At 60.5% G+C, this 23,062-nt stretch carries 20 protein-coding genes; 8 read left to right on the top strand and 12 right to left on the bottom strand.

The features are described from left to right. Nucleotides 1–75: 75 nt before the first annotated feature. Nucleotides 76–681: a tRNA-(ms[2]io[6]A)-hydroxylase gene (locus DM813_RS17165; protein WP_128324578.1), complete on the bottom strand. Its 606-nt coding sequence runs from the start codon at nucleotides 679–681 to the stop codon at nucleotides 76–78. A 158-nt stretch (nucleotides 682–839) separates the two neighbouring features. Here DM813_RS17165 and DM813_RS17160 point away from each other — a divergent pair, with 158 nt between their 5' ends. Next, nucleotides 840–1,703, top strand: a complete 864-nt coding sequence (locus DM813_RS17160) for a universal stress protein (RefSeq protein ID WP_128324577.1) — start codon at nucleotides 840–842, stop codon at nucleotides 1,701–1,703. A gap of 90 nt (nucleotides 1,704–1,793) precedes the next feature. Here the strand turns inward: DM813_RS17160 and DM813_RS17155 are convergent, their stop codons facing one another. Next, nucleotides 1,794–2,261, bottom strand: coding sequence for a DUF1289 domain-containing protein (locus DM813_RS17155; protein ID WP_128324576.1), 468 nt, complete (start codon nucleotides 2,259–2,261; stop codon nucleotides 1,794–1,796). A gap of 407 nt (nucleotides 2,262–2,668) precedes the next feature. On the opposite strand from DM813_RS17155, the gene acnB reads away from it, so the two are divergent. Beyond that, nucleotides 2,669–5,278 carry a bifunctional aconitate hydratase 2/2-methylisocitrate dehydratase gene (gene acnB / locus DM813_RS17150; RefSeq protein ID WP_128325248.1) on the top strand — a complete coding sequence of 870 codons (2,610 nt, stop codon included), beginning with the start codon at nucleotides 2,669–2,671 and terminating at the stop codon, nucleotides 5,276–5,278. A gap of 219 nt (nucleotides 5,279–5,497) precedes the next feature. On the opposite strand, the gene DM813_RS17145 is transcribed toward acnB, so the two are convergent. From DM813_RS17145 to DM813_RS17120, 6 genes are all read right to left on the bottom strand, one after another. Next, on the bottom strand, nucleotides 5,498–6,331 hold the full coding sequence (locus DM813_RS17145; protein ID WP_128324575.1) for a lipid II-degrading bacteriocin: 834 nt from the start codon (nucleotides 6,329–6,331) through the stop codon (nucleotides 5,498–5,500). Between the two features lie 262 nt (nucleotides 6,332–6,593). Continuing rightward, complete coding sequence (prpF, locus tag DM813_RS17140; protein ID WP_128324574.1) at nucleotides 6,594–7,784, bottom strand: 2-methylaconitate cis-trans isomerase PrpF; 1,191 nt, start codon at nucleotides 7,782–7,784, stop codon at nucleotides 6,594–6,596. A 97-nt stretch (nucleotides 7,785–7,881) separates the two neighbouring features. Next, a complete protein-coding gene (gene acnD, locus DM813_RS17135; RefSeq protein ID WP_128324573.1) occupies nucleotides 7,882–10,470 on the bottom strand; it encodes a Fe/S-dependent 2-methylisocitrate dehydratase AcnD in 2,589 nt (862 codons plus the stop codon). Between the two features lie 79 nt (nucleotides 10,471–10,549). Continuing rightward, nucleotides 10,550–11,677, bottom strand: coding sequence for a bifunctional 2-methylcitrate synthase/citrate synthase (gene prpC / locus DM813_RS17130; RefSeq protein WP_128324572.1), 1,128 nt, complete (start codon nucleotides 11,675–11,677; stop codon nucleotides 10,550–10,552). 63 nt (nucleotides 11,678–11,740) lie between these two features. Beyond that, on the bottom strand, nucleotides 11,741–12,628 hold the full coding sequence (gene prpB / locus DM813_RS17125) for a methylisocitrate lyase (RefSeq protein WP_128324571.1): 888 nt from the start codon (nucleotides 12,626–12,628) through the stop codon (nucleotides 11,741–11,743). Then, nucleotides 12,625–13,335 carry a GntR family transcriptional regulator gene (locus tag DM813_RS17120; protein ID WP_128324570.1) on the bottom strand — a complete coding sequence of 237 codons (711 nt, stop codon included), beginning with the start codon at nucleotides 13,333–13,335 and terminating at the stop codon, nucleotides 12,625–12,627. The genes prpB and DM813_RS17120 overlap by 4 nt, the downstream gene beginning before the upstream one ends. A gap of 294 nt (nucleotides 13,336–13,629) precedes the next feature. Here DM813_RS17120 and DM813_RS17115 point away from each other — a divergent pair, with 294 nt between their 5' ends. From DM813_RS17115 to pabB, 4 genes are all read left to right on the top strand, one after another. Next, on the top strand, nucleotides 13,630–14,166 hold the full coding sequence (locus DM813_RS17115; RefSeq protein ID WP_128324569.1) for an ATP-dependent zinc protease family protein: 537 nt from the start codon (nucleotides 13,630–13,632) through the stop codon (nucleotides 14,164–14,166). A 5-nt stretch (nucleotides 14,167–14,171) separates the two neighbouring features. Then, a complete protein-coding gene (locus DM813_RS17110) occupies nucleotides 14,172–15,704 on the top strand; it encodes an inactive transglutaminase family protein (protein ID WP_128324568.1) in 1,533 nt (510 codons plus the stop codon). Further along, entirely contained in the window at nucleotides 15,704–16,684 is a 981-nt protein-coding gene (locus tag DM813_RS17105) for an alpha-L-glutamate ligase-like protein (RefSeq protein WP_128324567.1), read from the top strand. Before DM813_RS17110 ends, DM813_RS17105 begins: the two co-directional genes overlap by 1 nt. Nucleotides 16,685–16,811: 127 nt before the next feature. Then, a complete protein-coding gene (gene pabB / locus DM813_RS17100) occupies nucleotides 16,812–18,155 on the top strand; it encodes an aminodeoxychorismate synthase component I (protein ID WP_128324566.1) in 1,344 nt (447 codons plus the stop codon). Nucleotides 18,156–18,230: 75 nt separating this feature from the next. Here the strand turns inward: pabB and thrH are convergent, their stop codons facing one another. Continuing rightward, entirely contained in the window at nucleotides 18,231–18,848 is a 618-nt protein-coding gene (gene thrH, locus DM813_RS17095) for a bifunctional phosphoserine phosphatase/homoserine phosphotransferase ThrH (RefSeq protein WP_128324565.1), read from the bottom strand. 127 nt (nucleotides 18,849–18,975) lie between these two features. Between thrH and DM813_RS17090 the strand changes: the two genes are divergently transcribed. Further along, on the top strand, nucleotides 18,976–19,710 hold the full coding sequence (locus DM813_RS17090; RefSeq protein WP_128324564.1) for a phosphoadenylyl-sulfate reductase: 735 nt from the start codon (nucleotides 18,976–18,978) through the stop codon (nucleotides 19,708–19,710). A gap of 60 nt (nucleotides 19,711–19,770) precedes the next feature. Further along, nucleotides 19,771–20,370 (top strand): hypothetical protein, encoded by a 600-nt coding sequence (locus DM813_RS17085; RefSeq protein WP_128324563.1) that lies wholly within the window; start codon nucleotides 19,771–19,773, stop codon nucleotides 20,368–20,370. A 62-nt stretch (nucleotides 20,371–20,432) separates the two neighbouring features. On the opposite strand, the gene cysB is transcribed toward DM813_RS17085, so the two are convergent. The 3 genes from cysB to DM813_RS17070 form a co-directional block, all read right to left on the bottom strand. Further along, the gene (gene cysB, locus DM813_RS17080) at nucleotides 20,433–21,407 is read right to left on the bottom strand and encodes an HTH-type transcriptional regulator CysB (protein ID WP_128324562.1); all 975 of its coding nucleotides are present in this window, start codon (nucleotides 21,405–21,407) and stop codon (nucleotides 20,433–20,435) included. A gap of 124 nt (nucleotides 21,408–21,531) precedes the next feature. After that, complete coding sequence (locus tag DM813_RS17075) at nucleotides 21,532–22,029, bottom strand: universal stress protein (protein WP_128324561.1); 498 nt, start codon at nucleotides 22,027–22,029, stop codon at nucleotides 21,532–21,534. A gap of 94 nt (nucleotides 22,030–22,123) precedes the next feature. Further along, nucleotides 22,124–23,032, bottom strand: coding sequence for a 5'-nucleotidase (locus DM813_RS17070; RefSeq protein ID WP_128324560.1), 909 nt, complete (start codon nucleotides 23,030–23,032; stop codon nucleotides 22,124–22,126). Nucleotides 23,033–23,062: the final 30 nt, after the last annotated feature.

Here is a 23,062-nt window from a genome sequence, read left to right as displayed (position 1 = left end):
AGGCATTAATTAGCTTGCTTTCTATTTGGCCAATAAAAAGGGCTGCCGAGGCAGCCCTTGTTCAACCGAAAGGCCTCAGGCGGGAATGCCGCTGTGAAAGCGAAACTCTTCATCCGGGGTGCTGATCAGCTCGGCCTCGACCGCCCTGACCTTCTCCACCACCCGCTCGATATCCGCCGCCTCGCCATATTGATGAGCCAGCTTCAGGTAACCCTGGTAGTGACGGGCCTCGCTGTTGAGCAGGCCGTGGTAGAACTTGCCGAGCTCTTCGTCCAGGTGCGGCACCAGCGCGGCAAATCGCTCGCAGCTACGGGCTTCGATAAAGGCGCCAACCACCAGCGTGTCGACCAGCTTCACCGGCTCATGAGTGCGCACCACACGGCGCAAGCCCGAGGCATAACGGCCGGCGGACAGCGGACGCAGGGCGATCTTGCGGCGCTTCATCAAGCGCAGCACCTGCTCGTGGTGCACCAGCTCTTCACGGGCAAGGCGCGACATCATGTTGATCAGGTCCAGGTGCGTGTTGTACTTGGCCATCAGGCTCAACGCGGTGCTGGCAGCCTTGAACTCGCAATTCTTGTGGTCGATCAACAGGGTTTCCTGGTCGGCAAGTGCCGCCTGGACCCAGGCATCGGGAGTACGGCAACCAAGAAACGCATCAATTTCGGGAATAAGGTGCATAGGCTCACAAACTGGCAGGGCAAACGGCAAGACCGGCGATTATACCGGCAGCGGCGGCGATCACCAGTGAACTATGCTTGATACATATCAACGCCCATTGCACTTGGCGCCGACTATAGTCAGGCATCGGTCGCCATTTCTGAAGGGAGTTCACGCTCATGCAAGAAGTACGCAGCATCCTGGTGGTACTCGACCCTGAACACGCTCACAGCCGCGCACTCAAGCGGGCCAAACTGATCGCAGGCGCCACGGGTGCGCGCCTGCACCTTTTGATGTGCGACAAAAAACAGGACCACAGCGCCCTGCTCAGCCTGCTCGCCAGCCAGCTGCATGATGACGGCTACAACAACGTCACCCATGAACAGGCCTGGCACGACACCCTGCACGAGTCGATTGTCGATGTGCAGCAGGCAGAAGGCTGCGACCTGGTGATCAAGGAGCACCGTCCGGACAACCCGCTGAAACGGGCCTTGCTCACCCCGACTGATTGGAAACTGTTGCGCCAGTGCCCTTGTGCGGTACTGATGGTCAAGACCGAACGGCCCTGGACCGGTGGCGTGATCCTTGCCGCCGTGGATGTCGGCAACCATGACGACGCGCACCGCCTGCTGCACAAGAACATCATCGACCACGGCTACGAGATCGCCAACCTGGCCAAGGGCAACCTGCACGTGATCAGCGCCCACCCATCACCGATGCTGTCGGCCGCCGATCCGGTGTATCAGCTCAAGGAGACCATCGAACAGCGCTACCGCGAGGAATGCGCCGCGTTCCAGGCCGAATTCGATGTCAGCGATGATCGCCTGCACGTTGCCGAAGGCCCCGCTGATGTACTGATCCCGTACACGGCAAAAAAATTCGATGCGGTGGTCACTGTCATCGGCACCGTGGCCCGCACCGGGATTTCCGGAGCCCTGATCGGCAATACGGCAGAGGTCGTGCTCGATTCGCTGGAGTGCGATGTGCTGGTGCTTAAAAGTGAAGAAGCGCGGGTGCACCTGACAGAACTGGCCCAAGGCTGATTTTCCCAGCGGGCTCCCACAAGCAGTGGCATACCCTCTACTTGTGGGAGCCGGCCTTGCCGGCGATGGGCGGCAAGGCAGCTCCGGCCCTCAGCCCAGAGCGTCCTTGAGAAACCCCGGCGCGATATAACGCTGGTAGTGGGCCTCGGACAGCAAGAAGAACTCCCGATCAATGGCATCACGCAACTCGGGCAGTTCCCAGTCGCGAAACTCCGGCAACAGCACCATGCCATACGCCTCTATCTCACGGATAACCCGTGCGCCACGGGCGATCAGCTGGTACGCCCAGCAATATTCGGACTGGTGCGGCACGAAGCGGATCTTGCGCAGCTCAAGTTGCGAACGCAGCCGCGCGGCATCAAAGACCTCAAGTTTGGCCACCATGACCTGCACCAGCAATTGCTCGAGGCGCAGCCAGACCGCACGTTTTTCGTCTTCGTTATAGCCGTTCCAGTTGATCACTTCATGATGAAAACGCTTGCAGCCACGGCACACCAAGTCCCCGTAAACCGTGGAACAGAGGCCGACACAAGGCGTTTTAATTGACTGATTGGACATGAAAAAACCAACAACCGAACGGTGGATCAGCCTGCCATGTTAGCCCTTTGTCTAACGGGGGTCACCCGTTAAAGTCATCGTGCGCGCCTTACCTTTATCGAGTTTTTACCGTAGAATCATCCGGCCTTTTTAAGGCGCCAATGTCCGTTAGAAGCTGTTTTCAAAGCGTCACGAGCACAGTTGATCCGGTAGAACGGCGTTGGCCCGGGATATACGCCTCATCGCATATCCCGCGCCAGCCCTCATCAGCCTCCGTTCTACAGGCGTAAAACTTTGAAAGCAGCTTCTGTGAGGATCTCCTGCAACCCTGGCTACGCGGCCCAAGAAGCCGTATTGCGCATGGGTGCCGGATTTTCTGGATGAGCGTCCCGGACACCCATTTGGGACCACTGATGAGGGTAATAACTGTGCTTGAAGCCTACCGCAAACACATCGAAGAGCGTGCCGCCCTGGGCATCGTGCCCCAGCCGCTTAACGCCGAACAAACCGCAGGCCTGGTCGAGCTGCTGAAGAATCCCCCTGCTGGCGAAGAAGCAGTCCTCGTCGACCTGATCACCAACCGCGTTCCACCAGGAGTGGACGAAGCCGCCTACGTCAAGGCCGGTTTCCTCTCTGCTGTCGCCAAGGGCGAAGCCACTTCTCCGCTGATCGACAAAAAGCGCGCTGTAGAGCTGCTGGGCACCATGCAGGGCGGCTACAACATCGCCACCATGGTTGAACTGCTGGACGACGCCGAGCTGGCTGCCGTTGCTGCCGAGCAACTGAAGCACACCCTGCTGATGTTCGATGCGTTCCACGACGTTGCCGAAAAAGCCAAGGCTGGCAATGCTCACGCCAAAGCCGTACTGGAATCCTGGGCCGCTGGCGAGTGGTTCACCGCCCGCCCTGCGATCGAAGAGAAGTACAGCCTGACCGTCTTCAAGGTCCCTGGCGAAACCAACACCGACGACCTGTCCCCTGCTCCGGACGCCTGGTCGCGCCCTGACATCCCGCTGCACGCCCTGGCCATGCTGAAAATGGCCCGTGACGGCATCGTGCCTGAGCAACCAGGCGCTGTCGGCCCGCTCAAGCAGATCGAAGAAGTCAAAGCCAAAGGTTTCCCGGTCGCCTACGTCGGTGACGTGGTCGGTACCGGCTCCTCGCGTAAATCCGCCACCAACTCGGTGCTGTGGTTCTTCGGCGACGACATCCCGTACGTGCCGAACAAGCGCGCTGGCGGTTTCTGCTTCGGCACCAAGATCGCCCCGATCTTCTACAACACCATGGAAGACGCCGGTGCCCTGCCGATCGAATTCGACTGCACCAACCTGGGCATGGGCGACGTCATCGACGTGTACCCGTACGCCGGTAAAGTCTGCAAGCACGGCACCGACGACGTCATCACCACCTTCGAACTGAAGACCCCGGTGCTGCTCGACGAAGTCCGCGCTGGTGGCCGTATCCCGCTGATCGTCGGCCGTGGCCTGACCGAAAAAGCCCGTGCCGAACTGGGCCTGGGCGCAACCGACCTGTTCAAGCTGCCTGAAGCCCCGGTCGACACCGGCAAAGGCTACAGCCTGGCGCAGAAAATGGTCGGCAAGGCGTGCGGCCTGCCAGAAGGCAAAGGCGTACGTCCTGGCACCTACTGCGAACCGAAGATGACCACCGTCGGCTCCCAGGACACCACTGGCCCGATGACCCGTGACGAGCTGAAAGACCTGGCGTGCCTGGGCTTCTCTGCTGACCTGGTCATGCAGTCGTTCTGCCACACCGCGGCCTATCCGAAGCCAATCGACGTCACCACCCACCACACCCTGCCGGATTTCATCCGCACCCGTGGCGGCGTGTCCCTGCGTCCAGGCGACGGCATCATCCACAGCTGGCTGAACCGCATGCTGCTGCCGGACACCGTCGGTACCGGTGGTGACTCGCACACCCGCTTCCCGATCGGCATCTCGTTCCCGGCCGGTTCCGGCCTGGTCGCCTTCGCCGCTGCCACCGGCGTCATGCCGCTGGACATGCCGGAGTCGGTACTGGTGCGCTTCAAGGGCAAACTGCAACCGGGCATCACCCTGCGCGACCTGGTTCATGCGATCCCTTACTACGCCATCCAGAAAGGCCTGCTGACCGTCGAGAAGAAAGGCAAGATCAACGCCTTCTCCGGCCGCATCCTGGAAATCGAAGGCCTGGACGAACTGACCGTCGAGCAAGCGTTCGAACTGTCGGACGCCTCGGCTGAACGTTCCGCTGCCGGCTGCTCGATCAAGCTGCCAGAAAAGGCCATCGCCGAATACCTGCAGTCGAACATCACCCTGCTGCGCTGGATGATCAGCGAAGGCTACGGTGACCCGCGCACCCTGGAACGCCGCGCGCAAGCGATGGAAGCCTGGCTGGCCAACCCGGTGCTGCTGGAAGCCGACAAGGACGCCGAATACGCCGAGATCATCGAGATCGACCTGGCCGACGTCAAAGAGCCTGTGCTCTGCGCGCCGAACGACCCGGACGACGCCCGTCTGCTGTCGACCGTTCAGGGCGAGAAGATCGACGAAGTGTTCATCGGTTCGTGCATGACCAACATCGGTCACTTCCGCGCAGCCGGTAAACTGCTGGAGAAGGTCAAGGGTGGCATTCCTACCCGTCTGTGGCTGGCACCGCCAACCAAGATGGACGCTCACCAGCTGACCGAAGAAGGCTACTACGGCATCTACGGCAAAGCCGGTGCACGCATGGAAATGCCAGGCTGCTCGCTGTGCATGGGTAACCAGGCACGCGTACAGACCGGTTCGACCGTGGTTTCCACCTCGACCCGTAACTTCCCGAACCGCCTGGGCGACGCCACTAACGTCTACCTGGCCTCGGCCGAGCTGGCTGCTGTTGCCTCGATTCTGGGCAAGCTGCCAACCGTCGAAGAGTACATGGAATACGCGAAAAACATCGACAGCATGGCTGCCGACGTTTACCGCTACCTGAGCTTCGACCAGATCGCCGAGTTCCGTGAAGCTGCTGCGAGCGCCAACATCCCGGTCGTTCAAGCGTAAGTTGACTTAGCGTGAAAAAAAGCCCCGCCAATTGGCGGGGCTTTTTATACTCATTAAAATGAGTTGGGAAATAATTCAACATCAGCCACCTGCCCCAGCCATTTCGATGAATACAAAACCACAGCGCCTCAGAAGAAAGCACGAACGGCGTACCGTACACCCTGTAGCTGAACAGACGTTATTTTTCATAAAGCCCCGATTTTCCGCCAGCAACTCACACTATCGTTCAATTACAATCGGCATCTCACCCTTAATGGCAATTGTATATGGCACCGCCCCCAAATAACTTTGAATAGCGACCAAAACGCGAGCAGCTTCCTCACCAATCAACTCCCTATGAGTACTCCGATTGGCATCATAGGTATTATCATAAGCACGCACCACCCCAGAGAATGTGAAACCATTATCTTTCCGCTTATGCAGCATGCCTTCTAAACGCAGGGGAATACTCCCCAACCAGGCGCCCGTCAACCATGAATCCTGCGCCGTATCATAGGAAAACATTCCAACACATATAGGAGAAGAGCCAACAAGCGCCGAAGTAAAAGCTTGTTCCAACGCTGGAATATTTTTCGTGGCGAGATTTATCGAGAGTCGATTGATGTCTGTCGCTACAGCCTCTCCTTTACCAAAGAGAAAGTGGGAAAGCGCCGCTACAGCGGTGAGCGGCCCTGCTGACAGTTCAGTTACATCACTAACTTTGGCATAGGGTTGCAAATTCCGCAGCGCGTGAAAAAGCGCATGCTGCATGGAAACTTCTGGATTAAGACACATGTATTGATCTGCATGTGAAACCACCAGAAAATCCATACCAACTGCAGGATTGAGGAGTTTCACCTCCCCGCCCTCCATGTACGCGGACTGCTCTCTCATCAGCTTTACAAGCATTTCCCGCCAGTACCCTTCCGCATATTGCTGCAACCGCTGCTCAAGTTGAGCCCTCACGACCAGCCCCGGAGCAGGAGCTGGGAGTTGGGAACTGGGACTAACAGGTGCGTAACCAGGGGCTGCAGCACTAACATTAATTGGAGGAGGTGTTACCGTACCGGCCATGCTGCGTTCCTTTTACAACTTTAAATGGAACGAAGAAATTACGTGACAACATCCGCAACAAAAGCCGTTCGCTTCCGATGTGCATGAAAGAATCAGCCTCATCGCAAGAAGGACATTACCTATAGTTAAAGTAATCCCGATTTTTTTTACGCATTCAGGGCACTATTCTGATGCATGCCCGAGTGCTCCAGAACGAAAATTGAGGCGCAACCAGAGCTGGAAATGCAAAAGCCCGCTTACGCGGGCTCGGTTTGCATGCGACTCAGAACCCGTCGCCAGGCACGCGCACCCAGCCTTCCATCAGAATCCGCGCACTGCGACTCATGATGGCCTTGGTAACCGTCCACTCGCCATTCACCTGACGCGCCTCGGCACCTACGCGCAACGTGCCCGACGGGTGACCGAAACGCACCGCGCTGCGCTCGCCGCCACCGGCCGCAAGGTTGACCAGCGTGCCCGGGACTGCCGCCGCCGTGCCGATGGCCACCGCAGCGGTACCCATCATGGCGTGGTGCAGCTTGCCCATCGACAGCGCACGCACCAGCAGGTCAACGTCTGACGCCGCCACCGCTTTGCCGCTGGACGACTGGTAGGCCGTCGGCGGCGCAACAAAGGCGACTTTCGGCGTGTGCTGACGCTTGGCCGCTTCATCGATGTGCGCGATCAAGCCCATGCGCACCGCGCCATAGGCACGGATGGTCTCGAACCTGGCCAAGGCTTGAGGATCGCTGTTGATCGCGTCCTGCAACTCGGTACCGGTGTAACCGATGGCTTCGGCCTGAATGAAGATGGTCGGGATGCCGGCGTTGATCAGCGTCGCCTTGAGGGTGCCGACACCGGGCACCTCAAGGTCATCGATCAGGTTGCCGGTCGGGAACATCGAACCGCCCTCGCCGTCTTCGTCGGCAGCCGGGTCCATGAATTCCAGTTGCACTTCGGCCGCCGGGAAGGTCACGCCATCCAGTTCGAAATCGCCGGTTTCCTGCACTTCACCATTGGTGATCGGCACATGGGCGATGATGGTCTTGCCGATGTTGGCCTGCCAGATACGCACCGTGGCAACGCCATCCTGCGGGATACGGCTGCTGTCGACCAGGCCGGCACTGATGGCAAAGGAGCCAACGGCTGCCGAAAGATTGCCGCAGTTGCCACTCCAGTCGACGAAGGCTTTGTCGATGGACACCTGGCCAAACAGGTAATCGACGTCGTGATCGGCCTTGCTGCTGTGCGAGAGGATCACGGTCTTGCTGGTACTGGAGGTTGCGCCCCCCATGCCGTCGATCTGCTTGCCATACGGGTCGGGGCTGCCGATCACCCGCAGCAGCAGGGCATCGCGGGCCGGACCCGGAACCTGTGCGCGCTCAGGCAGATCCTGCAGACGGAAAAAAACGCCTTTACTGGTGCCACCACGAATATAGGTGGCGGGGACTTTGATCTGGGGTACGTGAGCCATATTGAGCGTGTCCTGTAATTGTTCAGCAGTCTGCAAACAATTGTGGGAGCCGGCATGACCGGCTCCCACAGGGGTGTGTTACGTGTGCCTCAGTGAATCAAACCGTCGCCGACTCGAGGAAGTCCTGGGCAAAGCGCTGCAGCACGCCGCCCGCTTCGTAGATCGAGACTTCTTCGGCGGTGTCCAGGCGGCAGGTAACCGGCACTTCGACGCGCTCGCCGTTGTGACGGGTGATCACCAGGGTCAAGGTTGCCCGCGGGGTACGCTGGCCGACCACGTCGAAGGTTTCGGTGCCGTCGATGTCCAGGGTCTTGCGGTTGACGCCTGGCTTGAACTCCAGCGGCAACACGCCCATGCCCACCAGGTTGGTGCGGTGGATACGCTCGAAGCCTTCGGCAACGATGGCCTCGACACCCGCCAGACGCACGCCCTTGGCAGCCCAGTCACGGGACGAGCCCTGACCGTAGTCGGCACCGGCCACGATGATCAGCGGCTGCTTGCGGTCCATATAGGTCTCGATGGCTTCCCACATACGGGTGACCTTGCCTTCCGGCTCGATCCGCGCCAGCGAACCCTGCTTGACCTTGCCGCCTTCCTGAACCATTTCGTTGAACAGTTTCGGGTTGGCGAAGGTCGCACGCTGCGCGGTGAGGTGGTCACCACGGTGCGTTGCGTAGGAGTTGAAGTCTTCCTCCGGCAGGCCCATTTTCGCCAGGTACTCACCGGCGGCGCTGTCGAGCATGATGGCGTTCGACGGCGACAGGTGGTCTGTGGTGATGTTGTCCGGCAGCACCGCCAGCGGGCGCATGCCCCTGAGCGTACGCTCCCCGGCCAGCGCGCCTTCCCAGTACGGCGGACGGCGGATGTAGGTGCTCATTTCGCGCCAGTCGTACAGCGGCGGCACCTTGGGACCGGTATCTTCCTCGATGGTGAACATCGGGATGTAGACCTGGCGGAACTGCTCCGGCTTGACCGCTGCCTTGACCACGGCGTCGATCTCTTCGTCGCTCGGCCAGATATCCTTGAGGCGGATTTCCTTGCCGTCGACCACCGCCAGCACATCCTTCTCGATGTCGAAGCGGATGGTACCGGCAATCGCGTAAGCCACTACCAGCGGCGGCGACGCCAGGAACGCCTGCTTGGCGTACGGGTGGATACGCCCGTCGAAGTTGCGGTTACCCGAGAGCACGGCAGTGGCGTACAGGTCACGGTCGATGATTTCCTGCTGGATGACCGGATCCAGTGCACCGGACATACCGTTGCAGGTGGTGCAGGCAAACGCCACGATACCGAATCCAAGCTGCTCCAGCTCGTCATCGAGGCCCGCTTCTTTCAGGTACAGGGCAACCGTCTTCGAGCCCGGCGCCAGGGACGACTTGACCCATGGTTTGCGGACCAGGCCAAGCTTGTTGGCGTTGCGCGCCAGCAGGCCGGCGGCAATCACGTTGCGCGGGTTGCTGGTGTTGGTGCAGCTGGTGATGGCAGCAATGATCACGGCGCCATCCGGCATCTGCCCCGGCACCTCTTCCCACTGGCCGGCGATACCTTTGCTGGCCAGGTCACTGGTTGCAACGCGGGCATGCGGGTTCGACGGGCCGGCCATGTTGCGCACGACACTGGACAGGTCGAAACGCAGCACACGCTCGTACTCGGCATTGGCCAGGCTGTCAGACCACAAGCCGGCAACCTTGGCGTAGGTTTCCACCAGTTTGACCTGCTCGTCGTCACGACCGGTGAGCTTGAGGTAGTCGATGGTCTGCTGGTCGATGGAGAACATTGCCGCAGTGGCGCCGTATTCCGGAGCCATGTTGGAGATGGTCGCACGATCGCCCAGGGTCAGCGCACGGGCACCTTCGCCGTAGAACTCAAGGTAGGCACCGACGACTTTTTCCTTGCGCAGGAACTCGGTCAGGGCCAATACCACGTCAGTGGCGGTGATGCCAGGCTGCGGTTTGCCGGACAGCTCGACGCCGACGATTTCCGGCAGGCGCATCCACGAAGCGCGGCCGAGCATGACGTTCTCGGCTTCCAGGCCGCCGACACCGATGGCGATCACACCCAGGGCATCAACGTGCGGCGTGTGGCTGTCAGTACCGACACAGGTATCCGGATAGGCCACGCCGCGCTCGGCGTGGATGACCGGCGACATCTTCTCCAGGTTGATCTGGTGCATGATGCCGTTGCCGGGCTGGATCACGTCGACATTCTTGAATGCCTTCTTGGTCCAGTTGATGAAATGGAAGCGGTCTTCATTGCGACGGTCTTCGATGGCGCGGTTCTTCTCGAACGCCTGCGGATCAAAGCCACCGCACTCCACGGCCAGCGAGTGGTCGACAATCAACTGCACCGGTACCACCGGGTTGACCTGGGCAGGATCGCCGCCTTTGTCGGCGATGGCGTCGCGCAGACCGGCAAGGTCCACCAGCGCAGTCTGGCCGAGAATGTCATGGCACACGACGCGGGCCGGGAACCAGGGGAAGTCGAGATCGCGCTTGCGCTCGATCAGCTGGCTCAGCGAGGCATTGAGGCTGGCCGGATCGCAACGGCGCACCAGGTTTTCTGCCAGTACGCGCGAGGTGTAGGGAAGCGTGTCGTAGGCGCCGGGCTTGATCGCGTCGACCGCCGCACGGGCGTCGAAATAATCCAGGCCGGTGCCCGGCAGGTTCTTGCGAAATTCAGTATTCATGGCACAGGGACTCAATCACGGTAAGTTCGGTGGCGTGGGGGCCAGCACTGAGGCCAGTGCTGGCCACCCAAAGCCGGTCTCAGCGTTGCTCGATTGGCACGAACTTGCGCTGCTCAACGCCGGTGTATTCGGCGCTTGGACGGATGATGCGGTTGTTGGCGCGCTGCTCGAACACGTGAGCGGCCCAGCCGGTCAGGCGCGAGCAGACAAAGATCGGCGTGAACAGCTTGGTCGGAATGCCCATGAAGTGGTACGCCGAGGCATGGTAGAAGTCGGCGTTCGGGAACAGCTTCTTCTGCTCCCACATGGTCTTGTCGATGGCTTCGGACACCGGATACAGCACGGTATCGCCTACTTCGTCAGCAAGCTGCTTCGACCAGCCCTTGATCACTTCGTTACGCGGGTCGGACTCTTTGTAGATCGCATGGCCAAAGCCCATGATCTTGTCTTTGCGCTCAAGCATCTGCAGCAGCTCGGTCACCGCGTCCTGCGGGCTCTGGAAGCGCTCGATCAGCTCCATCGCCGCCTCGTTGGCGCCGCCATGCAGCGGGCCGCGCAGCGAGCCGATGGCCGCGGTGATGCACGAGTACAGGTCCGACAGCGTCGAGGCGCACACGCGGGCGGTGAAGGTCGAGGCGTTGAATTCGTGCTCTGCGTAGAGGATCAGCGAGACGTTCATCACTTTGACGTGCAGCTCGCTCGGCTTCTTGCCATGCAGCAGGTGCAGGAAGTGACCGCCAATGGTGTCTTCATCGCTGGTGCACTCGATGCGCACACCATGGTGAGTGAAGCGGTACCAGTAGCACATCACCGCCGGGAACAGTGCCAGCAGGCGGTCGGTCTTGTCGCGTTGCTGCTCGAACGTCAGCTCGGGCTCCAGGGTGCCCAATACGGAGCAACCGGTACGCATCACGTCCATCGGGTGGGCGTCTGCCGGAATGCGCTCGAGCACTTCCTTCAACGCCTGAGGCAGGTCACGCAGGGTCTTCAGCTTGCCCTTGTACTCGGCCAGCTGGGCCGCGCTCGGCAAGTCGCCGTACAGCAGCAGGTAGGCCACTTCTTCGAACTCGGCACCCGCGGCCAGGTCGCGGACGTCGTAACCACGGTAGGTCAGGCCGGCACCGGCTTGTCCGACTGTCGACAGTGCGGTTTGCCCGGCCACTTGACCACGCAGGCCGGCACCACTGAGTACTTTTGCTTCGGCCATGTTTTTCTCCACTCTTGAATTTGTTATGGGAAACGGCAATGCATCACGGGTTCAAACCGCGCTTCAGCCCTTTTTCTGGGCAAACAGCGCATCGAGGCTTTGCTCGAACGCGTGGTAGTTGATGGCGTCATACAGCTCCATGCGGGTCTGCATGGTGTCGATGACATTCTTCTGGGTACCGTCGCGGCGCAGCGCGTTGTAGACGTTGTCGGCTGCCTTGTTCATGGCGCGGAAGGCCGACAGCGGGTACAGCGCCAGCGACACATCGACCGAGGCCAGCTCTTCGGTGGTGTACAGCGGGGTGGCGCCGAACTCGGTGATGTTGGCCAGGATCGGGGCTTTCACCCGGTCTGCGAAGGTCTTGTACATCGCCAGTTCAGTGATCGCTTCCGGGAAGATCATGTCGGCACCGGCTTCGATGCAGGCGGCAGCGCGGTCCAGGGCAGCGTTCAGGCCTTCTACGGCCAGGGCATCGGTACGCGCCATGATCACGAAGCTGTCATCGGTACGGGCATCTACTGCGGCCTTGATGCGGTCGACCATCTCCTGCTGGGAGACGATTTCCTTGTTCGGGCGGTGGCCGCAACGCTTGGCGCCGACCTGGTCTTCGATATGAATGGCGGCAGCGCCGAACTTGATCATCGACTTGATGGTACGGGCGACGTTGAAAGCCGAGGAGCCGAAACCGGTGTCCACGTCCACCAGCAATGGCAGGTCGCACACGTCGGTGATACGGCGTACATCGGTGAGTACGTCATCAAGGCCGGTAATACCCAGGTCAGGCAGGCCCAGCGAGCCGGCTGCTACACCGCCACCGGACAGGTAGATCGCCTTGAAGCCGGCACGCTTGGCCAACAGTGCATGGTTGGCATTGATCGCACCGACAACCTGCAGCGGGTGCTCGGCGGCGACGGCATCACGAAAACGCTGGCCGGGACTTTTCTGACTCATGAATCACCTCGTGGGCTAGACGCGTCCTGATAGTGACGCTCAATGTTGCGTTTGGAGGCGCCGATGTGACGGCGCATCAAGAGCTCGGCCAGTTCACCGTCACGGTCGGCGATGGCATCGAGAATTCGGTGGTGTTCGGCAAACGCCTGGTGTGGACGGTTGGGCGTGGCGGAGAACTGGATGCGGTACATGCGCACCAGTTGATACAACTCGCCACACAGCATCTGCACCAGGGTGCGGTTGCCACTGCCCTGAATGATCCGGTAGTGGAAGTCGTAGTCACCTTCCTGCTGGTAGTAACCCAGGCCGGCCTGGAACGTAGCGTCGCGCTCATGGGTATCGAGCACCCGGCGCAGCTCGTCGATTTCGGCTACGCTCATACGCTCGGCAGCCAGGCGACAGGCCATGCCTTCCAGCGACTCGCGAATCTCATACAGCTCGATCAGTTCGGCATGGCTAAGCGACACCACCCGCGCACCGACGTGGGGCACGCGCACCAACAGGCGCTGGCCCTCAAGGCGATGGATGGCCTCGCGCAGCGGCCCGCGGCTGATACCGTAGGTGCGTGCCAGCTCCGGCTCGGAGATTTTGCTGCCAGGAGCGATTTCGCCCTTGACGATAGCGGCCTGGATGCGGCGGAAGACGTTTTCCGAAAGCGTTTCGGAATCCTCCGCGATGGCACCGGGAACCAAGGCTGCGTCCAACATATTGTCGACACCTCACAAATCAATGAGGCCAAAACTAGCCAAATTGGCAAGCAGAGTCAAAGACAAAATAAATATTGTCGACAATCGTCTAAGAACGAACTTCATCAGTGCGGGTGTTGTCTGAGTGCAGCCGCTGGCGCCATCACACCAGCGTGATAGAATGCCGCGCCCTCACACAGGGCACGAATAGTGTGTTTGTCATCCTTTTGTGGTGATGACAGCAAATCGAGGAAGCTTGCGCAGTAGTTGCCAGTGGCCTTTACCCGAACATCGCACAGCACCGCGCCAGGATTTATGAGACTTACACCCCTTCCACTGTTGCTCAGCCTGTTTTTGTTGCCTGCCCTGGGTCAGGCCGCGGAAAAGACCGTGTACGGCCTTAATGAATACGCCCGCCTTGCCGATATCGACCTGGAGGTTGCCGCCAAGCTCGACACCGGCGCCAAGACCGCCTCGCTCAGCGCCCGCGATATCAAGCGCTTCAAGCGCAACGGCGAATCATGGGTACGCTTCTACCTGGCAATTGACGCCGCCCACGCGCATCCGATAGAACGCCCCTTGGCCCGCGTCAGCAAGATCAAGCGGCGCGCCGGCGATTACAACCCGGACGAAGGCAAGGCCTACACCGCCCGCCCGGTGATCGAATTGAACATCTGCATGGGGACGGCCCAACGCGTGATCGAAGTGAACCTGACAGACCGCAGCGCATTCCAGTACCCGCTGCTGATCGGCTCCGAGGCGCTCAAGCACTTCGACGCCCTGGTCGACCCAAGCCTTAAATACGCGGCCGGCAAACCTGCCTGCGCCCCTGACGCTCACACCGCAGAGTAATCCCGATGCGCTCTCTTACCCTTCACCTGAAAGTCCTGATCACCGTACTGGTGCTACTGGGCATCATCGTCACGGCCTATCAGATCTTCTTTCTCGGCATCCCGGTGACCGAAGACGAGACCGATGACCTGTGGAACATTGACGCCAAGGTCGAGTTCGTCGCCAACCCCAAGGACCCGATCAAGGTCCAGATGTTCGTGCCACCGCTGAGCCGTGACTACGTCAGCCTCAACGAGAGCTTCATCTCCAACAACTACGGGGTCAGCGTCAACCGCGTCGATGGCAACCGCAAGGTGACCTGGTCGGCCCGCCGCGCCAGCGGCAACCAGACGCTTTACTACCGCCTGGTGCTGACCAAGCGCTACAGCACTGAAAAAGCCAAGATCAAGGGCCCGACCTTCCGCGACAGCCTGGCCGTGGAAGGCCCGGAAAAAATCGCCGCCGAAGCGTTGATGGCCCCGATTCGCCAGCACTCGGCCGACGTCGAGACCTTTGTCAGCGAGACCATCAAGCGCGTCAACAACCTCAACGACGACAACGTCAAGCTGCTGCTGGCTGGTGATACCTCGTCGCTGAACAAGGCCAAGATCATTGACCTGCTGTTGTCCATCGCCCATGTCCCGGTGGAAAAAGTCCACACCATCCGCCTGATTGCCGACCAGCCACAAACCCCTGAGCTGTGGCTGCGCAGCTTCAACGGTACCGACTGGTTGTACTTCAACCCGGACACCGGCGAACAAGGGCTGCCTGCCGACCGCCTGCTGTGGTGGACCGGCGATGACAACCTGATCACCGTCGATGGCGGCAAGAAAGCCAACGTCAGCTTCAGCCTGAACAACAGCGAAATGAACGCCATCCGCCTGGCCAAGCTGACGGACGAGAACACCGACGCCGACTTCCTCGAGTATTCGCTCTACGGCCTGCCGCTGCAGACCCAGCAAACCTTCATGATCATGGTGATGATCCCGATCGGCGTACTGGTGATCCTGGTGCTGCGTAACCTGATCGGCCTGCAGACCCTGGGTACCTTCACTCCGGTGCTGATCGCCCTGGCCTTCCGTGAAACCCAGCTGGGCTTCGGCATCGTGCTGTTCACGGTCATCACGGCCCTGGGCCTGTCGCTGCGCTCCTACCTTGAACACCTGAAGCTGCAGATGTTGCCGCGCCTGTCGGTGGTACTGACCTTCGTCGTGGTACTGATTGCCGCCATCAGCCTGTTCAGCCACAAGCTGGGCCTGGAACGCGGCCTGTCGGTGGCGCTGTTCCCGATGGTGATTCTGACCATGACCATCGAACGCCTGTCGATCACCTGGGAAGAGCGTGGCGGTGGCCATGCGATGAAAGTCGCTATCGGCACCCTGTTCGCCGCCTCCCTTGCGCACCTGCTGATGAGCGTGCCGGAGCTGGTGTACTTTGTCTTCACCTTCCCGGCAGTACTGCTGATTCTGGTGGGCTTCATGCTGGCAATGGGTCGCTACCGCGGCTACCGCCTGACGGAGCTGGTACGTTTCAAAGCTTTCGTGAAGGCTGACGCCTGATGTTCGGTCTCTGGAAAACCTGGAAAGCCCTGGAGGCCCGGGGCATCATGGGTATCAACCGGCGCAATGCGGACTATGTCCTCAAGTACAACAAGCGCCACCTGTACCCGATCGTCGATGACAAGATCATCACCAAGGAGCGCGCGATCCAGGCCGGCATCCATGTGCCGGAGATGTACGGGATCATCTCCACCGAGAAGGAAATCGAAAAACTCGGCGAGATCATTGGTGAGCGCAACGACTTCGTCATCAAACCGGCACAGGGTGCTGGCGGTGACGGCATCCTGGTGGTGGCCGATCGTTTCGAAGACCGTTATCGCACGGTCTCGGGAAAGATCATCAGCCACGAGGAAATCGAGCACCAGATCTCCAGCATCCTCACCGGCCTGTACTCACTGGGCGGTCACCGCGACCGCGCCCTGATCGAGTACCGGGTCACCCCCGACCAGATCTTCAAAAGCATCAGCTATGAAGGTGTGCCGGACATCCGCATCATCGTGCTGATGGGCTACCCGGTGATGGCCATGCTACGCCTGCCGACCCGCCAGTCGGGCGGCAAGGCCAACCTGCACCAGGGCGCCATCGGCGTCGGTGTCGACCTGGCGACAGGCGTGACCCTGCGCGGCACCTGGCTGAACAACATCATCAGCAAGCACCCGGACACCACCAACGCGGTGGACGGTGTGCAATTGCCGAACTGGGACGGCTTCATGAAGCTCGCCGCCGGCTGCTATGAGTTGTGCGGGCTGGGCTATATCGGTGTCGACATGGTGCTGGACCAGGACAAGGGACCGTTGATCCTCGAACTCAACGCCCGCCCTGGCCTGAACATCCAGATCGCCAACGACTGCGGCCTGACCCTGCGCACCCACGCCGTTGAGGCGCACCTGGAAAAGCTCGCCAAAGACGGCATCCAGGAAACCCCGGAAGAACGTGTGCGCTTCGCTCAGGAGCTGTTCGGCCACGTGCCATCCGAGTGAGCACCCGCCCGACTGCGCCATCCACCCCGATTGGCGCAGCCGGGCATACTCAAGGTCGCAGCCAACGCTAGGCGCATTTCCTACACAGGACTACAATCGCCTCCCCGCATTCATAGCTGTTACTTGCATGCCGACCTGTACGCTTCACCCCCTGCCCTACCTGGCCGACCCTGCGGCCTATTTCGCCCGTATCCGCCTGGCACCTGGCGCCGTCATGCTCGACAGCGCGCGCCCGACCGCCGAGCGCGGCCGCTTTGACCTGCTCAGCGCATGGCCACTGCAGACCTTGACGCCCCAGGCCGCTGAACTCGGTGAAACCTATCTGCAACGTCTGCGTGCGAGCCTTGACGAACTGGGCCGGGCAGAGCTGCCCAAGGGCGTCGAACTGCCCTTTGCCGGCGGGCTGATCGGTTACCTCAGCTACGATTTCGGCCGCCGCCTGGAGCCGCTACCCAGCCTGGCTGCCAACGATCTGGGGATGGCCGACGCCAGCCTGGGCCTGTATGCCTGGGCATTGATCAGCGACCATCAGCTTGAACGCAGCCAGTTGCTGTTTCACCCAAGCCTTGCCGATGCCGAGCGCCAACGCCTGATCAACCTGTTCGAGGCACCCGCGCCCGCCTGCACTGCGCAGTTTTCCCTGCTGGCACCGATGCGCGGCGACATCAGCGCCGACGACTACCACCAGGCCTTTGACCGGGTGCAGGCGTACATCCACGCCGGCGACTGTTACCAGATCAACCTCACGCAACGGTTTCGCGCGCCGTGCCAGGGTGACCCCTGGCAGGCTTACCAAGCCATTCGCCAGGTGTGCCCAACACCCTTCTCGGGCTTCCAGGTACTCGACGATGGCAGCGCACTGCTGAGCTTCTCGCCGGAGCGATTCATCCGGGCCAGTGGCGGCCAGGTCGAAACCCGACCGATCAAAGGTACCCGCCCGCGCAGCGCCGATGCAGCCCAAGATGCACGCAACGCTGCAGAACTGCTGGAAAGCAGCAAAGATCGCTCGGAAAATCTGATGATCGTCGATTTGCTGCGCAACGACCTGGGGCGAACCTGCAAGACGGGTTCGGTCAAGGTACCGGAGCTGTTCAGCCTGGAAAGCTACCCGAACGTGCATCACCTCGTGAGCAGTGTCACCGGTCAACTGGCCGAGGGCAATGACGCCCTGGACCTGATCGCAGGCAGTTTCCCCGGCGGTTCGATCACCGGCGCGCCGAAGATTCGCGCGATGCAGATCATCGACGAACTGGAACCCAGCCGGCGGGCGCTGTATTGCGGCTCTTTGCTGTATGTGGACGTGCGCGGCGAGATGGACAGCTCCATCGCGATCCGCAGTTTGCTGGTCAAGGATGGCCAGGTGTGCTGCTGGGGCGGAGGCGCCGTGGTGGCAGACTCGGAGTGGCGCGCGGAGTACGAAGAGTCGATCACCAAGGTCAAGGTGCTGCTCGACACCCTGCAGAGTCTTTGAAACCGCAGGAGCGGATTTATCCGCGATGGACCTCGCGTGCAGCCCATCGCGGATAAATCCGCTCCTACAGAAGCCTTAGAGGCTCAACGATCGATTGGAAGCCTTGATGAACTCTTGCTTCAGCGCGTCGAAATCATGCACGGCCGGGAACTGTGGAAACTCGCGAATCACATTCTCCGGCGCATGGAACAGAATGCCTACATCGGCTTCGCCCAGCATAGTGGTGTCGTTGTACGAGTCACCGGCCGCAATCACCCGGTAGTACAGGCTCTTGAAAGCCAGCACCGACTGGCGCTTGGGGTCTTTCTGGCGCAGCTGGTAGCCCGTCACCCGATCGGTCTCATCGGTGATCAGGCGATGGCAAAGCAAGGTCGGGAAACCTAGCTGTCGCATCAGCGGCTGTGAAAATTCGTAGAACGTGTCGGAGAGAATCACCACCTGAAAGCGCTCACGCAGCCAGTCAACAAATTCGATGGCGCCGTCCAATGGCTTGAGCGTGGCGATCACCGCCTGGATATCGGAAAGCTTCAGGCCATGCTCATCGAGAATGCGCAGGCGCTGCTTCATCAGTACATCGTAATCGGGCACATCACGGGTGGTGGCCCGCAACGATTCGATTCCGGTTTTTTCCGCAAAGGCGATCCAGATCTCAGGGACCAGCACGCCTTCCAGGTCGAGACAGGCAATTTCCACAGCACACTCCTCGAACGACAAAAAATGGGAAGCCGCACTCTACATGGGCGGCGTCTGCCCGGGCAATTTTTGGTAACATCAACGCATTACGAGCGCCAAGCGCCATTCAATGATCGGAAGCCGCCTGATGAGCCAACCCTTCGACGTCGCCGCCCTGGCCGCGACCTACGCCAACAAGTCCCCGCAAGACATCCTCAAACTCGCCTTCGAGCACTTCGGCGATGACCTGTGGATTTCCTTCAGCGGCGCCGAAGACGTGGTGCTGGTGGACATGGCCTGGAAACTGAACAAGAACGTCAAGGTGTTCAGCCTCGACACCGGCCGTTTGCACCCCGAGACTTATCGCTTCATCGACCAGGTGCGCGAGCAGTACAACCTGCCTATCGAAATCCTTTCCCCTGACCGCAGCAAGCTTGACCCCTTTGTCAAAGAAAAAGGCCTGTTCAGCTTCTACAAGGACGGCCACGGCGAGTGCTGCGGCATCCGCAAGATCGAACCGCTGCGCCGCAAGCTGAGTACCGTCAGCGCCTGGGCCACAGGCCAGCGCCGCGACCAGAGCCCGGGCACCCGCAGCCAGGTAGCCGCACTGGAAATCGACAGCGCCTTCTCCACCCCCGAGCGCACCCTGTACAAATTCAACCCGCTGGCGCAGATGAGCAGCGAAGAAGTCTGGGGCTACATCCGCATGCTCGAACTGCCGTACAACAGCCTGCACGAGCGCGGCTTCATCAGCATCGGCTGCGAGCCCTGCACCCGCCCCGTGCTGCCGAACCAGCACGAGCGCGAAGGTCGCTGGTGGTGGGAAGAGTCGACCCAGAAGGAATGCGGCCTGCATGCCGGCAACCTGATCACCAAGGGCTGATCAAGCCGTTTGAAAAACCGGCTTCGGCCGGTTTTTTTTCACGCCACACGAAGGAACGCAATGAGTAACACGGACGCCTCGCCCAACGCCCTTGCGGACAGCCTGTATCAGGACCGCATCGCCACCCTCCTTGGCTACCAGACCCTCCGGCAGGCACATGGCGTGCGGCGCCAGTACTTGAGCTATCTGGCCGTGATGGGTTTCGTCCTGGTGGCCTTTGCACTGCAACCGCAATACGGCGGACCGTTCCTCTCCATGTGGGTCGCCGTTCTGCTTATCTGGATGCCACTGCGTTCCATAGGCCGCCTCATTGACCTGCGCGACCAGGGTCGGGCAACCCTGGACGAACTGTTGCTGATCCCGGGCCGGCCCACACACGATCAGTTACAGGCTTCGGTGATGCGCCAATTGCGCAACAGCCTGCTGGAGAAGCAAGTATTGATGACGCTGATCATCATTGCGATGGGCGCGCTGAACGAAGCCCCCGGGCTTCACCAGCCGTTGCCCGCGATTGCCTTTAGCGGCGTGATGGTCGTGGTCAGCCTGGGCTTGGCCAAACTGGCCTGGCGCGGCGTATTGAGCCACCGCCAACTGGGCGCCGGCACCATCACCGCAATGCTTTCAGTGTTTATTGGCACCGCTGCGCTGAACATCGCCTGAGCCAGAACCAAGGCATGAAAAAACCGGCACGATGGCCGGTTTTTTCATGCCTGCCGCCGCTGTCAGTGCACAGGCAACTCGACGTCGGCAAACAGCTCTTCAAGCTCTTGCTTGTTATGGCACTGAATCGCCTTGGCCATCACTTCGCGGGTCAGGTGCGGGGCGAACTTCTCGATGAAGTCGCACATGAACCCCCGCAGGAAGGTGCCGCGACGGAAACCGATCTTGGTGATGCTCGATTCAAACAGCTCGCTGGCATCCAGAACGACCAGGTCATTGTCGAGCTTGGTGTCGACGGCCATCTTGGCCACGATACCCACGCCCAGACCCAGACGTACGTACGTCTTGATGACGTCGGCGTCGGCGGCGGTGAACACCACTTTCGGGGTCAGGCCGCGATGGCTGAAAGCCTCGTCGAGCTTGGAACGACCGGTAAAACCGAACACATAGGTAACAATCGGGTATTCAGCCAGGGCTTCGAGCGTCAGCTTCGGCAGCTTGGTCAGCGGGTGCCCCTGTGGAACCACCACGCAGCGGTTCCAGCGATAGCACGGCATCATCACCAGGTCACCGAACAGCTCGAGGGCTTCAGTGGCAATGGCAAAATCCACGGTGCCGTCCGCAGCCATCTCGGCGATCTGCATCGGCGAGCCCTGATGCATATGCAGGGCCACTTCCGGGTACTGCTTGATGAAGTTGCTGATCACCGGCGGCAGCGCATAGCGTGCCTGGGTATGGGTGGTGGCAATCGACAGGGTGCCTTTTTTCTCGTTGGAGAACTCTTGCGCAATCTGCTTGATGCTCTCGACCTTGCGCAGGATTTCACCTGCGGTGGTGATGATTCGCTCACCGGCCGGGGTCACACGAGTCAGGTGTTTGCCACTACGGGCGAACACTTCAACGCCCAGTTCGTCTTCGAGCAGGCGGATCTGCTTGCTGATGCCCGGCTGGGAGGTGTACAGACTCTGCGCTGTCGCAGAGACATTGAGGTCGTGGTGCGCCACTTCCCAGATGTAGCGCAATTGTTGAAGCTTCATAGGTATCCCTCAAATCAGCTGGGCGTCACCGGCAGCAGTGACGATTTATAACTATATTAGTGGTTTGAAGAATAAATCTAGAACTATTTTAGCAGTCTAGTAGGAAACCCCCGACAACGCAGCGTTAAGTCTTCCGACGCCCAAGGTGTTGCGCCAACGGCACCATGTAGACCGGCACCGGCGACAGCTGCAACAGGCGCACGGCCGTACGCCCAAGGGGAATGTCGACACCCGCCCCCTGGCTGTGGCTGCCGAAGATCAGCAGGTCGACACTCAGACGCTGGGCCTGCTCGAGGATCACCTGGGCCGGATCCCCCTGGCGAACGCGGACTGCCTTGATCAGCGCCAGGTCAGCCTCTTCGCCCAATTCGTCCCGAAAATTTTCCAGCACCCGCTGCTCGATGTTGGCCATGACGTTGTTGACCCCCTGGCGGTGCAACTGGTCCAGCGTTTGTTCATCCAGGTAGCTCTGCAACAGCGACTCGGCGAACTGCCCCATCGGTTCCACGGCATGAATCACATAGAGCTCTGCATTGAATGTGCGCGCCAGTGCCAGCGCATGCTGCATGACAAAAGGCGCGTACACACCGAGGTCGGTGGCATAGAGCATGGAACGGATCATTCGACCTCCTCGACTGCCACTAGGGCAGAGCAAGCTTCAGCTTAGCAGCGCCCGAATCACGCGCCGTTCCGTCCGGCGCTCCGGCCTGGCGCGCCTAGCCAAGGGTCGGTTCATTGCTGATGCCATGCGGCACATGGCCGGTTGCGACGACGCTGCGCGCCCGTTCGCAATGGCCCGCCTGGTCGTCGAAAAACACATCGGCGGCGAACGCTTCGAGGAACGCCGATTTGTCCAGGCCGCCGAGGAACAGCGACTCGTCCAGGCGGATATCCCATTCGCGCAGGGTACGAATCACCCGCTCATGGGCAGGCGCCGACCGTGCAGTGACCAACGCGGTACGGATGGGGCATGCACCGTCGGGAAACTCACTCTGCAATTGATTCAGAGCAGCCAGAAACGGCTTGAACGGCCCACCCCGCAATGGCTCACGGGCAGACTCGCGCTCACTGGCCTGAAACGCCTCCAGGCCACCCAGCTGATACACCCGCTCGGACTCATCGGAAAACAGCACCGCGTCGCCATCAAACGCGATTCGCAGCTCGTCGCTGGCCGCACGCTGCGCACCGCCGGAGAGAATGGTCGCCGCCGCAAAACCGGCTTCGAGCGCGCTGCGCACATCATCGGCATCGGTAGACAGGAACAGGTGACAACCAAACGCTGCGAGATAAGGATAAGGGCTGCGCCCTCCGACAAACGCCGCCCGATAGATACCCAGGCCGTGGTGCTCGATGGAGTTGAACACGCGCAGGCCGGTGTCGGCACTGTTGCGCGACACCAGCACCACCTCGACCCGAGGATGCCCAAGGTGAGCATTGAGACCCAGCAGTTTTTGCACCAGCAAAAACGCATCCCCGGGCTTGAGCACTTCGTCCTCGTGTTCGATCTGGTACTGGCGGTAAGCCTCGACGCCTTGCGCCAGGTAGATCCGATGGCTTTCACTCAGGTCAAACAACGCCCTTGACGAGATGGCGACGACCAGTTTGTCGCCCAGGTTCTTGCTCATGCACGCTTCCTCTTGTGCCGGGAATATCCA

Origin of the sequence: Pseudomonas alkylphenolica (genome assembly GCF_004025535.1) — a bacterium.
Taxonomy (GTDB): domain Bacteria; phylum Pseudomonadota; class Gammaproteobacteria; order Pseudomonadales; family Pseudomonadaceae; genus Aquipseudomonas; species Aquipseudomonas alkylphenolica_A.
Note: the sequence above shows the minus strand (reverse complement) of the source record. Positions and strands in the feature narration are given on the sequence as shown.

Excerpts from the sequence above, each read along its gene's own strand:
- prpF (WP_128324574.1), bottom strand. The coding sequence starts at position 7,784 with ATGGCTCACGTACCCCAGATCAAAGTCCCCGCCACCTATATTCGTGGT.
- DM813_RS17070 (WP_128324560.1), bottom strand. The coding sequence starts at position 23,032 with ATGAGCAAGAACCTGGGCGACAAACTGGTCGTCGCCATCTCGTCAAGG.
- DM813_RS17155 (WP_128324576.1), bottom strand. The coding sequence starts at position 2,261 with ATGTCCAATCAGTCAATTAAAACGCCTTGTGTCGGCCTCTGTTCCACG.
- acnD (WP_128324573.1), bottom strand. The coding sequence starts at position 10,470 with ATGAATACTGAATTTCGCAAGAACCTGCCGGGCACCGGCCTGGATTAT.
- DM813_RS17085 (WP_128324563.1), top strand. The coding sequence starts at position 19,771 with ATGAGTAACACGGACGCCTCGCCCAACGCCCTTGCGGACAGCCTGTAT.
- DM813_RS17120 (WP_128324570.1), bottom strand. The coding sequence starts at position 13,335 with ATGTTGGACGCAGCCTTGGTTCCCGGTGCCATCGCGGAGGATTCCGAA.
- cysB (WP_128324562.1), bottom strand. The coding sequence starts at position 21,407 with ATGAAGCTTCAACAATTGCGCTACATCTGGGAAGTGGCGCACCACGAC.
- DM813_RS17160 (WP_128324577.1), top strand. The coding sequence starts at position 840 with ATGCAAGAAGTACGCAGCATCCTGGTGGTACTCGACCCTGAACACGCT.
- DM813_RS17105 (WP_128324567.1), top strand. The coding sequence starts at position 15,704 with ATGTTCGGTCTCTGGAAAACCTGGAAAGCCCTGGAGGCCCGGGGCATC.
- DM813_RS17090 (WP_128324564.1), top strand. The coding sequence starts at position 18,976 with ATGAGCCAACCCTTCGACGTCGCCGCCCTGGCCGCGACCTACGCCAAC.
- DM813_RS17075 (WP_128324561.1), bottom strand. The coding sequence starts at position 22,029 with ATGATCCGTTCCATGCTCTATGCCACCGACCTCGGTGTGTACGCGCCT.
- DM813_RS17165 (WP_128324578.1), bottom strand. The coding sequence starts at position 681 with ATGCACCTTATTCCCGAAATTGATGCGTTTCTTGGTTGCCGTACTCCC.
- DM813_RS17115 (WP_128324569.1), top strand. The coding sequence starts at position 13,630 with ATGAGACTTACACCCCTTCCACTGTTGCTCAGCCTGTTTTTGTTGCCT.
- DM813_RS17110 (WP_128324568.1), top strand. The coding sequence starts at position 14,172 with ATGCGCTCTCTTACCCTTCACCTGAAAGTCCTGATCACCGTACTGGTG.
- DM813_RS17145 (WP_128324575.1), bottom strand. The coding sequence starts at position 6,331 with ATGGCCGGTACGGTAACACCTCCTCCAATTAATGTTAGTGCTGCAGCC.
- prpC (WP_128324572.1), bottom strand. The coding sequence starts at position 11,677 with ATGGCCGAAGCAAAAGTACTCAGTGGTGCCGGCCTGCGTGGTCAAGTG.
- prpB (WP_128324571.1), bottom strand. The coding sequence starts at position 12,628 with ATGAGTCAGAAAAGTCCCGGCCAGCGTTTTCGTGATGCCGTCGCCGCC.
- pabB (WP_128324566.1), top strand. The coding sequence starts at position 16,812 with ATGCCGACCTGTACGCTTCACCCCCTGCCCTACCTGGCCGACCCTGCG.